The sequence below is a fragment of the Flavobacterium granuli genome, from assembly GCF_031456055.1.
GTDB lineage: Bacteria > Bacteroidota > Bacteroidia > Flavobacteriales > Flavobacteriaceae > Flavobacterium > Flavobacterium granuli_A.
Map to the genome: position 1 here is coordinate 703,226 of NZ_JAVDTX010000001.1, position 13,459 is coordinate 716,684.

Annotated in this window: 8 protein-coding genes; 4 read left to right on the top strand and 4 right to left on the bottom strand. The window is 34.3% G+C overall.

Annotation, left to right across the window (positions count from 1 at the left end):
- Positions 1-42 precede the first annotated feature (42 nt).
- The 3 genes from J2W95_RS03035 (at position 43) to J2W95_RS03045 (ending at position 3,041) form a co-directional block, all read left to right on the top strand.
- Positions 43-606, top strand: a complete 564-nt coding sequence (locus J2W95_RS03035; protein WP_310003822.1) for a DUF4136 domain-containing protein — start codon at positions 43-45, stop codon at positions 604-606.
- Between the two features lie 54 nt (positions 607-660).
- Complete coding sequence (locus tag J2W95_RS03040) at positions 661-1,053, top strand: group III truncated hemoglobin (protein WP_310003823.1); 393 nt, start codon at positions 661-663, stop codon at positions 1,051-1,053.
- 224 nt (positions 1,054-1,277) lie between these two features.
- The gene (locus tag J2W95_RS03045) at positions 1,278-3,041 is read left to right on the top strand and encodes an aromatic amino acid hydroxylase (RefSeq protein ID WP_310003826.1); all 1,764 of its coding nucleotides are present in this window, start codon (positions 1,278-1,280) and stop codon (positions 3,039-3,041) included.
- 253 nt (positions 3,042-3,294) lie between these two features.
- On the opposite strand, the gene tamL is transcribed toward J2W95_RS03045, so the two are convergent.
- From tamL to J2W95_RS03065, 4 genes are all read right to left on the bottom strand, one after another.
- Complete coding sequence (gene tamL / locus J2W95_RS03050) at positions 3,295-5,589, bottom strand: translocation and assembly module lipoprotein TamL (RefSeq protein WP_310003827.1); 2,295 nt, start codon at positions 5,587-5,589, stop codon at positions 3,295-3,297.
- Positions 5,579-10,642, bottom strand: coding sequence for a translocation/assembly module TamB domain-containing protein (locus J2W95_RS03055; protein WP_310003829.1), 5,064 nt, complete (start codon positions 10,640-10,642; stop codon positions 5,579-5,581). Before J2W95_RS03055 ends, tamL begins: the two co-directional genes overlap by 11 nt.
- 202 nt (positions 10,643-10,844) lie before the next feature.
- Positions 10,845-11,465, bottom strand: coding sequence for a DUF4230 domain-containing protein (locus J2W95_RS03060; protein WP_310003831.1), 621 nt, complete (start codon positions 11,463-11,465; stop codon positions 10,845-10,847).
- Positions 11,466-11,467: 2 nt separating this feature from the next.
- Entirely contained in the window at positions 11,468-12,400 is a 933-nt protein-coding gene (locus J2W95_RS03065; RefSeq protein ID WP_310003833.1) for a GSCFA domain-containing protein, read from the bottom strand.
- Positions 12,401-12,622: 222 nt separating this feature from the next.
- On the opposite strand from J2W95_RS03065, the gene J2W95_RS03070 reads away from it, so the two are divergent.
- Positions 12,623-13,459, top strand: a complete 837-nt coding sequence (locus tag J2W95_RS03070; protein ID WP_310003834.1) for a hypothetical protein — start codon at positions 12,623-12,625, stop codon at positions 13,457-13,459.

Consider the following 13,459-nt stretch of genomic DNA (forward strand, 5'->3'; position numbering starts at 1 on the left):
CGATTTTTGCAGTTAATTTACAGCAACATAAACCACATAAACATGAAAACATTTAAATTCCTGCCCTTATTATTACTTTTCATTGTTACCTCTTGTGACACAGTAAAAGTATATTCTGATTACGACAGATCGGTAGATTTTACGCAATACAAAACGTTTGCATTTATGAAATCTGGTATTGATAAAGTCGAAATTTCTGATTTGGATAAAAAAAGAATCCTGAATGCCATCGATCAACAATTGCAGTCCAAAGGATTTACCAAAAGTGAAAATCCCGATTTATTAATTAACATTTTCACTAAATCCCGAGAAGAAATCAGTGTAAACCAATTCAATGCCGGTTATGGCTACGGTTGGGGATGGGGATGGAACCCTTATATGTATGGAGGACATACTACAGTTACCTCCTCTACCGAAGGAACCTTATACATTGACCTCATCGACGCCAAGAAAAAAGAACTAATCTGGCAAGGAGAAGGTACTGGAACGCTTTCTAAAGACATGGCAGAAAAAGACGCAATAGTAAATGATATTGTGACCCAAATTTTGGCACAATATCCACCTGCAAAACCTGTTGACAAGGAAAAAACAGAAAAGAAAAAATAATTTAGTTTTTAAAAAAACCTACCTTTACGTAGGTTTTTTTTATATCCAGAAATCATGACAAATAAAGACATAACAAACATAGAAGACATTCAATTAATGGTAGACACATTCTACTCGAATGTTAGAAAAGACGAACTGATTGGTTCTATTTTCGAAGAAAGAATTGGAGATCGCTGGCCGGAACATTTAGAAAAAATGTACCGATTTTGGCAAACAATCCTGCTGAATGAACACACTTATTCCGGAAGCCCTTTTCCTCCACACAAACAACTTCCTGTCGAAAAAGAACACTTTACTCGCTGGATGGAGATTTTCACGAGTACCATTGACAGTTTATTCGTAGGTCCACTAGCTGAAGAAGCCAAACTTAGAGGCCAAAATATGGCAGAAATGTTCAACTATAAAATTGAGTATTTCAGGCATGAAGCGAAACATCCGCTTTTGTAAAAACAGAAAAAGAAAAAATTATAAAATTACCGCAGATTCTAAGATTAAAATATTTTAATCCGTGAATCTGCGGTAATTCATTTTTAAAATCATTGTGTTACTTTTGCTGCATTAACAAATTCAAATAACAATACAACATTACAATTAGCTAAAGTCATGGTTAAAAAACTTCTTTTTAGCCTTTGAAAATTGTACTTTTGCATAAAAACTATATCGTTTTCGTTATGAACACAAAAATAAAAAGCAATCCATTATTAGACCGTTTGCCGAAACATTTAAAACAGTTTATAAAACCTCAGGATTACAGTGATTACACACCTATAAACCAAGCGGTTTGGAGATATGTAATGCGTAAAAACGTAAATTATCTCTCGAAGGTAGCTCACAGTTCGTATCTTGAAGGATTGAAAAAAACGGGAATTGAAGTAGACAACATTCCTAGTATGTATGGTATGAACCGCATACTTAGCGAAATTGGATGGGCTGCCGTTGCAGTTGATGGCTTTATCCCACCGAATGCCTTTATGGAATTTCAGGCGTATAATGTTTTGGTAATTGCATCAGACATTCGCCAACTCGAACATATTGAATATACTCCAGCACCAGACATTATTCACGAAGGTGCCGGTCACGCCCCTATTATTGCTAATCCTGAATATGCGGAATATCTACGTCGTTTTGGAGAAATAGGTTGTAAAGCCATTTCTTCGCATAAAGATTATGAAATGTATGAAGCCATTCGGTTGCTTTCTATTTTGAAAGAGGCAGAAGGCACACCAAAAGCTGAAATTGAAGCTGCCGAAAAAGCAGTTGAAGATTTGCAAAACAATATGGGTGAATTATCGGAAATGGCCCAAATCCGGAACCTACATTGGTGGACGGTGGAATATGGTTTAATAGGCACATTGGAAAATCCAAAAATATACGGTGCTGGTTTATTGTCGTCCATTGGTGAAAGCGCTTGGTGTATGACAGATAACGTGAAGAAAATCCCTTATGATTTTTCGGCTGTCAGCCAAAGTTTTGATATTACCAAATTACAACCACAGCTGTATGTGACTCCCGATTTTGCTTACTTGAGTTTGATTTTGGAAGAGTTTGCCAACACTATGGCTTTGCGTACGGGAGGAATGTCTGGAATAAAAAAACTAATCCATTCTAAAGCATTGGGAACAGTTGAATTGAGCACCGGTTTACAGATTTCAGGAGTCTTTACAAATGTTATTGATCAGGAAGGAAAACCAATTTACTTTCAAACCACGGGCAAAACTGCTTTATCGTATCGCGAAAAAGAATTGGTAGGTCACGGAACGAGTACGCATCCTGAAGGTTTTGGTAGCCCAATAGGAAAACTAAAAGGAATCAATCTGGCAATTGAAGATATGAGTCCACGTGACTTAAAAGCTTATGGCGTTTATGAAGGACAAACTGCCACTTTGGAATTTGAAGGCGATATAAAAGTGGTTGGAGAAATCATTACCGGAAAGAGAAATCTTCACGGAGAGATTATCTTAATTTGTTTTAAGAACTGTACGGTTACTCACGGAGACACTGTTTTGTTCCAACCGCAATGGGGGAATTATGATATGGCGGTCGGTAAAAAATTGGTTTCAGCTTTTTCTGGACCAGCCGATGTCAACAGTTTTGATTTGATTTCGCACGTACCTTCGAGCAAAACCATTAAAGCCAAACAAACTGCTGAAAGAGACGATTTGGAAATATTGTACCAAACCGTAAGAAACATTCGTGAATCTAATGACACAACGACTTCATTAGAACCAATTTTTGAAAAAATTCAAAATAATCATCCAAACGATTGGTTACTTTCTGTGGAATTGATTGAACTTTTAAACACTCGAAACGAAACTAATCTAATGCAGCAAATACTTTTGCATTTGGAGAACCTTAAAAAACAACGTCCCGAAATCGAAAAATTAATTTCGAATGGATTGGAGTTAATTTTTGAAAACGAAGAAACAACATATTAGAATTACAGACATAGAGTAAAAACATACAGACACAAATTTTCACAGATTCTTTTTTAAGTGAAAATTTGTGTTTTTCTTTTTTTGGGATGATCGCAAAAAATCAAAATCTCCCTCCTTAGCCCCGATTGAAGTAGAAATCCTTATAAGCCGGGGTTCGGCTTATAAGATTGAAACGGAAAGCAGGAAACCATCTTTCCAAAAATCCCTATTCTTTCTGCTCCTAAAATTTATAATAGAATGCAGTGGATAATCATTAAAAAGGATAACCAATTGCGATATTGAGCATCAGGTTGTCTTTACGCCAAGCTCCGCTTCCAAAATCGATGTCGTCAATCACCCAATTGCTTCCGTTAACCAAATAAGGCTGCCTAATTGGAAATGCGAGATCTGTTCGCAGGATTAGAAAAGAAAAATCAAAACGCAATCCTGCTCCTACTCCAACCGCAATTTGTTTCATAAAATCTTTTGAAATCTGACCACCGGGTTTGTTTTTATCTTCATTCAGAAGCCAAATATTACCCGCATCCAAAAACAAAGCTCCGTTTACTATACTGAATAATTTGGTTCTGTATTCAGTATTGAATTCTAATTTTATATCCCCCAATTGATCTTCTAAAAATTCAGCATCTGGATCGGTATTTTTATAACTTCCTGGCCCTATCGATTGTGACCTAAAGGCTCGGATACTGTTGGGTCCACCGGCAACAAACTGCCTGGACGACGGCATAACGGTATTGTTCCCATAAGCATATCCAGCACCAGCAATTAATCTAGTGGCTAACTTGCTATTTTCACCGAGCTTTAAGTAATGTCTAAAATCTCCTTTGACTTTTACAAATTGGCTGAAAGGCACATCAAAGAACTTAATAGTATCACCTTTTTTGGCATTTGCCCCCATAAGCAATCCCGTAACATTCCCGGCTAAATCCAATTCACCATTGAAATATACTGTATGCTTTTTCCTTTTTTGCATCGTATTGGTAAAAGTATAAGAATAGGTAGGACCAAAAATCAATTGCTTTTCGATTACTTTTCCTAATGATGGATTTGTCTTAATTTCTTCCAAATATGAATCCGTTACCTCTTCAGGACTCACATAATTAATTTCCAATACTTTCAATTCGTGTTCAGCTCTGACGCTTTCTTTCCATAAATAACCAAAAGACGTTTTGAAAGAATTCAACGTATACTGATCTGCTTTGCTTTGACGTTCATAGCGGACAAGCACTTTTGTTCTTGGAACAAATTCACTCGAATTTTGCCATTTAAAAGGAGCGACTAAACGAGGCCATACCAAGCTCGTTTCGCCTCCAAAAGTATAAATATCATTTCCACCATTCTGACCTGAAACCTGAAAATCAATACCTCCAAATAAGGAAAGCGTAAACAATTCGGCTCCGCCAAAAAAGTTTCTGTTGTTCCAATTAATCTTTGCTTCGGTTCCTGTATATCCAGCCGAATTAGTACTGGCTCCTACTTCAAACCGAAGAAACTTTTTAGGCAACAATGTTAGATAATAATAGGCATTTAAGGCATCTGGAATTGAATCATCCACTTTGAATTCATTTTTTACAAACTTAAATGTGCCTAAATTCACAAACCTGTTTAAGGATAAATTATGGTTTTTTCTGTTGTACAAATCCCCTTTTTTAAAATACAAAGTGCGGTCAAATACTCTTGGATTAAAAGTCTTGGCAGAATCAATAATCGTAAAATCTTTGTATTGCATAATGTCCTCCTTTTTATAAGCAATAGTATCCGTTAGAATAGAATAATTTGGATAGACAATAATGTCATTTATGGTATAGGGTTTCCTTGCTTTTGATGGTGTTTCTTCTTTTATTTTCAGTCTAATACTTACTTCGTGGTCACCTTTGGTACTATCCACTTGAGCCAAAATATAATCGGGATTAAAAAAGTAATATCCTTTTTCTTTTAATCTGGCATCAATGCGCTCGCGTTCCAATTTTATGACTTCCAAATCATAAGGATTGCCCGGAATCAAAAGGGATCTCCTTTGAGTTCTGGCAATCGATTTGCCCAAAGCAGTGGAATCATCCGGAAAAGAAACATTTTTAATTTTGTATTGTTTTGAAGGCCGAACGATATATTCTGCCGTGGCTTTTTTACCATGTCTAGTAGAATCTGACTGTACTTTGGTTTTAAAATACCCTCTGTTTTCGGTATAATTTCTTAAGACAGAAGCATTATATTCTAAATCTACTTTGCTGAATAAAACTGGTGGCTCCCCCACTTTGGTACTTAACCAATGCTGAAAGCCTTTGTCTTTTGTGGGCTTTCCTGCTAAGTTGTAAAAGAATAATTTTGGTCTTAACCCCAATATTTCGCTGTTTGGTTTGGGACGCAAAAGATTTTCCAATTCGGTTTCTAATGCTTTCCTGTCTTTTCTTTTTATAATTGAATCCTCAACTGTTACAGAACCGCCCGTATAGAGCAAATCACCTTCAGGCAAATACTTAGTGTTACCGCATCCTAAAATGAAGAATGAGCTCAGGATTAAAAAATATTTTGAATGTCTACTTGGCATAAGATACTTTCGCTTTTTGCTTCTCTTTCTCTAATCTCTTTTTTTCTTTACGAATTTGTTCCTTTTTCGTAATCTCAATTTCTTTGGCGCTACGCTTAAAAAGCTCTTTGAATTTATTGTACTCCATCGTGATAATAAAGACAACGCCTGTTTCCACAATTTCGCCTTGAATCGCCACTTGGTACTCATTTTTTCTATACGCCCGAATCATGTATCTTCCGTCTTTACTCAATTGGTATTCTAAAGAAGCATCACCCGCAATATTGGATGCATCTTCATTGGCTCGTTCTGCTCCTTCGACACCAAAACTGCTTCCTACTGTCACTTTCAATCTGTCGTTCAAAAGTTTCTTTGAAATTCCCACATTCAAATCGGTTCGCGTTTCTTTGGCCCCCGAAGTGTAATCTTCGCTCGATTCCACATCAAATTCTAGTTGAACTCCGGCAATTAAATCTCCAGCAAGGTCATTTAACTGTTGTGAAAGTATTTTGCTTGCACTTTGTCGGGCAAGATATTCGGCACTTGTGCTTCCGCTTTCACTGGAAAAAGGATTCTCGCCTACGAACCGATTTAACAATAACAAGGCAAATACCTGTTTGTTTAATTCCGATGGATCTTGTCTCAACTGTTCTAACTTTGTTTGCGATGCACTCACAATATCCGACGAAACATCATAATTTCCATCAGGTAAAGTAATATCAAAAGTAATTTCTGGTTTTAGCAATTCGCCATTCATCTTCAATAAAGTATGGAATGGTATTTTTTGTTTATAGGTATTTTTAACTTCTGGAGTTACTGTTCCAAGTTGATCACTTAACAAATCCAATGGCGCTGCATTAACTTCATATACAGCCGTAATATTCAAAGTTGCCATTGTTGGCTCTCCGTTCCAAATGATATAACTGCCTTTTTGAATATCAAATTTTCGTCTGATCATGTTGAAATTCATTTCGTAAGAACCACTATCAAACTCGTATTTACCCGTTAGCGTAGTTTTTCCGGAAGGGTCAATTCCTGCGGTAAGTTCAGCTTCTCCTTTTAAATTCAGATAATCACCATTTCCCTTGTCAATCACTAACGTAAATTCGGCTTCCTTATCAATAGTAATTGCAACCGACACATCCATTCCTATTAATTTCGATTGATTCAGCTCTTTCTGCAATTCAACCGTTTGTTTTAAATACAGATTATCTTCATCTACAAACTCTACAATTCCTTCCCTGTCAACAATAGAAGGGTCAGATTGAGGAAGTACAACTGTAAATTTTGTTTCGTCGTTTATTTCTACATTTCCATTAACAACAGGATTATCAAGCGTTCCTCCAATTTTCAATTTGGTATCCAAAAACAGATCGCCGTAGAACAAATCATTATCGGTTACCTCAGAATGTATTGCCCTAAAATCATCCGCTTTTACCGCTAAATCAAAATTGAAATCTCTGAAATTTTGGGTTGTCATTTTACCGTTTACGCCGAGTTCATTTCCATTTTCATCAAAAACAGAGAAGTTATCAAATGCAATTTCTTCATTTCGTAAAGCTATTTTTTCATCATTTACAGTAAAATAAGAATTGAGTTTTGTGATTCGGAAACCTGCATCTTTAAACAACAATTCTCCATTTACTTTTGGTTCTGAAACAGTTCCGATAATTTTGAATTGCCCAGACAAAGCACCTTTACCATCGGTTATGTTTCCCAACGAAAACCCTTGAATGCTTTTTACATTTAATTGATTTATATCTAAGTCAAGGTCGAAATTTTCACTGTCAATCCTATATGTCCCCAAAAGGGCAAGATCGTTCCCTTCTCCGGAAAGAGTCATATTTGCAGAAAGAATATTGGTCGTTTTGTTATCAACTTTTAAAGTGATATTCCCAACCGCTTCTCCTCCGAAAGCAAACTTATCAATCGTTAAATCCGAAGTAAAAATAGGATTCACCATTAGGTTTTCGAATACCACAGGTCCATTTATTACCCCTTCCATCGACAATTCTTTTTTCTTTATTACATTCAAAATTGTCTCTATTTTGAAATTCACAAAATCAACGTGAAGCGGGGCATTGTTCTGATTATTTTGAGATTGAATCTTAAGTTCATTACCGGAATTATCCAAATAAAATTTATTTACATAAAGTCTTTTATCTCCAAATTCAATTGAATTCTCTGGATTTATATTCCATTTATCATAGTTTAAAACTAATTTTTCAGCATTTAGTTTAAAAGTGTTTTTTGAATCCTCGTGAAGCAATTCGCCTGCAATAAAATATTGATCTTTTTTGTCTTTATCTTGTACCTGCAAAGCATAGGAAAGAATATTATTCTCTATTTTTCCCGATAAACTTGCAAATGGAATTTTAAATTGTGCACCTTCAATCGTTGCCACAGAAACCTTATATTCCAAAGCATTATTGATTGTTTCGACATTTATTTTCCCGTCAGATATTGTGTTTTCAGCATAAATAACCCTCGGGATTGTTCCCTTTATTTTAATTGTATCGCCAACACTATTGTATCTTCCGGAAATATTTACAGGTTCCAATCCAGTCAACTTTGGAATCAATTTGTATAAAATAGGATCATTTTGAACAGCAACAGTAAAGGCAAATTGTTGTTTCTCTGAATTGGCTTTATACTTTGCGGTCTGAATATTTATATATTTTGATAACGAATTTTTTATCGCATCCGAAAGAGTCGTCAATTTGTATTTGCCATCAATTTCTGCTTTTATAAATTGAGAAGTGATTTTGATATTGTTTTTTTGATCATCTGAAAAAGCAATAATTTTAACGACGTCCAAAACAACAGGTTCTGCATCTTGCAAAATTTGGATATTCGAAGCCACTATTTCCCCGTTTAGATAATCCGGATTGGTATTGGGGACATCTGCAACTATGTTCCCTCGAAGTTTCATTGGACCAGCGTGCAAGTTGAGCTTCTCTAAATCAGCGATATCAAGATTCAGATTTAATTTTACAGAAGGATATTTATCTTTAAAACCTCCATTTGCATCCAATACGAATTTCAGATTTGGATCTTTACTGTCGGCCTTTATATCAAAATTCCCTTTTGCAATAGAACCTTTTAAAGCGATGTTTGAGTATGTATATTTATTGAAATTTGCTTTTTTTACAATCGCTGATAACTGAGCATTTGCAGTTTTCGGATTTAATCCTTGCCCTTTAACTTTTGCATTCAGCGTAATTTTTCCCAAGGAATCATTTTTGATTAATCTTCCCAAATTAAAATTATCAAAGGCAATGACAGCATCATATTTTTCACTGTTTTTAATTCTTTTGTCAAACAACGCATCCACATTGGCTTTACCATAACTGCTGTTTAACAACAATTTTGTTTTGAAATTATCGATGGAACCTTTGAATTTTCCGCTAACATAAAATTGTTCCGGTAGCCGAATTTCTTTGGGAAGCGATCCTTTTGGAGCAAACGAAATTACGTCACGTGAAGAAGATGTCAGGTTTTTTATGTCCAAATCGAAGAAAGCTTTTTCGTAATTGGGCAACCCTTTAATTTTACCCGAAACAGAGACTTTCGTATTCCCAATTCCCTGCATCTGAAAATAAGGAATATTCAAATCTTTTACTTTTCCATTTACCCTTGAATTGATGTACACAACAGCAGTTGGATTCGATTGAAAAGGATTTGTTTTTCGAAGTTGTGGCGCAAAAAGTAAAACATCCTTAAAACCAATTCTTGACTGACTCAAATTAGCATCAACCGATAAATCTGCTACATTTTTTGAAAGACTGGCAAGCGATTGATAACTCACTTTTATTTTGTCTTTCAATTCCGTTTGAGGAGTTCTAACATACAAATCAGTCAGATATGCTTGCTTTGGGCCGTAAAAAAATTGTGTTTTGAGCTGTTGAATTTCGAGTCCGCTTTTCTCGTTTACGGTTAATGATTTTACGTTGCCCGAAATGGTGTTATTTGCAAAATAAATCTTCTCCGCTTTGGTATTAAATCCATTCAAATCAAGATGTTTGTAATCCATTCCGTTTGCAATTGCGGGAGAATCCATATCATCAAACTTGAAAGCAATGTTTTGCAAGTCCAATGATTTCAATTTCATTTTCCAAGCTTTTTTGGGAATGGCAGTAGTGTCTAAATTTGGTGCTTTTATTTGCTTATCTTTTTTTCCAAGCAGTAGATTTCCTTTTAGATTTTTGACTTCAAACGTATCAAAATCGAGTGTTTGATTTTTTATATTTAAATCATTGACCAAAAGTTTTAGTTGTCCCAAGCTTAGTTTGGAATTCATTTTGGAATCTGCATTGTCGTAGGCAACATTAATTTTAGACAATGTGATTTTTTTTAGTTCCAAATTAAAATCGCTCCTTTTGGAAATCGTATCAATTGTTTTAACGGAAACTTTGGCAATTTTTTCAACTAGATCCTGATTTAAAACCACATTCAATCCATTCAAATCAATGTATGGAATATTGAAATCCATTTTATCCAAATCAAACTTTTTGAATTTTGTGCTGAAATCTCCAAGTTTTACTTTTATGTCATTCTTGGATAAATCGTCTTTGAATCTGAACTTGATGTTCTTTAAATCCACATCAACAACTGATATAACATAGGGTTCACTTTCAGGATCTTTCGGCTCGGTAGAAGCGAATGCCTTAATAATGTAATCGAAATTAAAAACTGAATCTTTACTTCGGGATATATTGGCGGTTGTGTTTTCAAGTTCAATGGAATTTATTTCGATTTTGTGATTGATGATTTTAAACAAATCAATATCAATCTCCAATCGTTTACCGCTCAGCAATGTATCTTTATGTTGGTCTTCAAAATAAAAACCTTCGAGTACTACAGTTTTGGGAAAACTAATTGCAATCCTGTCTAAGGAACTTTTGGTTTTAAGCTTGTCGTTAAGATAAGTAAGTACTTTATCCTTTGCAAAATTCTGAATGGCGGGGACTTGGATCAGTATTATAATGGATAACAAAAAAATCACAATTGTAACAGCACTCCAAAGCAGAATACGCAGCGCTTTTTTCACAAAAGGATTTAGTTTTTTGCCCATATAGAATCTTTGTAAATAAGTAAATTAGAATTTTGAGTATTCATTGTCTGCTTGGGATTTCTTTAATCTACAAATATGCAATAACTATGATTTTAAAAGTTACATAATTCCTATAATATGTTTCAGAATTATTGTTGAACCATATAATTATTAAACTGAAATTCAACAATTTATTAGCTATTCTAAAATTAAAAAAATAGTCTTAAAGTTTTACTTTTGTCACAAAGTCTTTTTCATTTTCAATGACTTTGCCTTCGTATTGCAGTTTCCAACCCATTGTGTTTGTTAGAATCAAAATCTTGGAAAGTTCACTTATCAAACGGTTTTGTGCATTCGATTTCAATGTGGATGTTTCTATTTTTTTTGCCAAATTTGCCTTTACAGATTTATTGATTTTATTGTAATCATCTCCCGTGAACGGATTCATCTGACTTTGTTCGACATCATAAAACTTGATGTCCGGGCTTATTTTTATTTCTTCTTTTGGGATGCTTATAATTGTGATGGTTTTATTGGCTTCGTCAATATCGTATTTCATTTGATGTAAATCATAGGATACGGTAACATCGGCATTGACGATTATCAATGCTTTTTTCTCAAAAGAAAGCATATCCATCATATATTTTTGTTGGTTTTTATAGGTAACAACTTCCGAAAAATGTCCTTCGGTAACCACTAATTTACCCACGTTCACGATTTGCTGCTGAATCAAATTGGTATTGTAATCTAAAGTTGAATCGTCTCCTTTTTTGAATTCACAATATTTGAATGCCAATAGTATTGCCACTACGATTACTGCCCCAACTATAATTCTTTTTAGCATAATTAAAATTTCATAAATGGATATTCAACTACTAATGTAGCGATTTTCGACTGAAGATTGGCTTCAAACTTTTTATGACTATCTGAATGAGGATTAAATGGACGATGTTGCAACCCTTTTTGAATACTTTCAACAGCATCCATTGTGGAATATATTGTTTCTAAAATAGTCGATTCTTTAAATCTTTCCCAGATATAATCAATCGCGATTTGACTAGGATGCAACATATCTTCGGCATAGAAACGATAATCCCGGAGTTCATCCATCATAATTTCGTAGCTGGGAAAATATCCAGATTGCAGATAGTGAATTGCCGTAATTAAATGAGATTTACTTCTTTGATTTTCGACAAAACCATCCTTGAGATGACGCACCGGCGAAACGGTAAAAATGAAATTACAATTTGGATTTAGAGATTGAACCAAACGGATTGTGTTTTCAATACTTTGTTGAATCGTTTCAACGGTTAGTAATTCTTTGGCAAACTGCTTTTGGGGTACTTTATGGCAATTGGCAACTATAGTATCTTTTTCTATATTTCTATACACCCAGGAAGTTCCATACGTAATAATTATATGGGTTGCTTCCTGCAATTGCTTCTTGGTTTCTATAAGAATCTGATTCAGATTTGTCAACAAATCTTCTCTATTCGAATGACTTAAATCCGAATGAACTTCAAAACAATGCCAACGTTCATTGTGAAAAAAAATATCTTCCTCAGTAAATAAAACTTCGTTTGCTACTCTATGGATAATTTTCTCAATAGAAACCGGGTTAAAAATAATTCCGAATGGATTGATTGCACTTTGAAATTTAAAATATTGGAATTTATCTCCCATATTTTCCGCAAAGCAAGAACCCAAGGAGACAATTTTGGAGTTGTAGTCTATTGGGTTGAGATTTTTTGGGATATCAATTTTGGTTGTAAAGTTCATTTTGTGTTTTTAACCTTCCAAAAATACGAAATAAAAAATACAGAATTTACATCCATATATTTTAATAGACCAATTAATTTGATTAAATTTGATAGTAAGAGCAACTCTTCACAAAAACAAACAACAATCTTAAAATCAACAATTTAAAAGCACAAAATAAACTTCTAAAATATTTCTTGATTTGAAAAACAAATTAGAATTCTAATAATTAAATTTTAAAAAATGACTCTAAAAAAAGCACTTACCGTATTAATGCTAATTTTATTATCAGCATCTGCTTTTTCACAAGCAAAAAAACTCGACAAAATCATCACAAAAGATTATCAAGTCATTGAATGCACTATTTCAAAAATATCAGATAAAACTGTTGACTATTCGATGCCAAATGAAACCATGACTATTGAAATTGCTGTTTCTAAAATTGCGCGAATTGATTTTGCCAGCGGAAGATCACAAACTTTTGCCCAAGCCGAAAGCGTTCCAAGTCAAGCAAACAACACTTCTGTAAATCAGGCAGCAACCTTCAAGCAAAACACAATCGCTGTATTGCCTGTCCCTTTTGTAAATTCTGAAAATATGACCGACTCAGAAGAGATGTCTAAATTCGCCCAAAACGATATTTACAACAAACTATTAGACAAATCTTCTCATATAGTATCGTTGACAGTTCAGGATTTAAGAACAACAAATAGTTTGCTACGAAAAGCAGGTATCGATTATAAAAATATCGATGAAACACCAATAGACGAGCTTCAAAGAATACTTGGAGTAGATAATATTATTGCAGCAAAAGTATCTTATACAGTAACCGAAAATAAAACATCAACAGCTTATACTTCGCAAAACGCAAAAGTAAATGACAATAAAGTAAAAGCAAATGAAGCTACTGTTGCCAATACCAATACCCAATTATTGTTTGATTATCACGTCTATTTTGATATGTATAAAAATAATACCAAAATATATACTCAAAACAGAAAGCCTATGTTTAATCTAAAAGACAGCTGGATGGACACCGTTTCCTACTTACTAAAAAGAAGCCCTATTTATGTAAAATGA

Bases quoted from the DNA above. Each gene is read 5' to 3' on its own strand.
- J2W95_RS03035 (WP_310003822.1), top strand. From the start codon at position 43: ATGAAAACATTTAAATTCCTGCCCTTATTATTACTTTTCATTGTTACC.
- J2W95_RS03040 (WP_310003823.1), top strand. From the start codon at position 661: ATGACAAATAAAGACATAACAAACATAGAAGACATTCAATTAATGGTA.
- J2W95_RS03045 (WP_310003826.1), top strand. From the start codon at position 1,278: ATGAACACAAAAATAAAAAGCAATCCATTATTAGACCGTTTGCCGAAA.
- tamL (WP_310003827.1), bottom strand. From the start codon at position 5,589: ATGCCAAGTAGACATTCAAAATATTTTTTAATCCTGAGCTCATTCTTC.
- J2W95_RS03055 (WP_310003829.1), bottom strand. From the start codon at position 10,642: ATGGGCAAAAAACTAAATCCTTTTGTGAAAAAAGCGCTGCGTATTCTG.
- J2W95_RS03060 (WP_310003831.1), bottom strand. From the start codon at position 11,465: ATGCTAAAAAGAATTATAGTTGGGGCAGTAATCGTAGTGGCAATACTA.
- J2W95_RS03065 (WP_310003833.1), bottom strand. From the start codon at position 12,400: ATGAACTTTACAACCAAAATTGATATCCCAAAAAATCTCAACCCAATA.
- J2W95_RS03070 (WP_310003834.1), top strand. From the start codon at position 12,623: ATGACTCTAAAAAAAGCACTTACCGTATTAATGCTAATTTTATTATCA.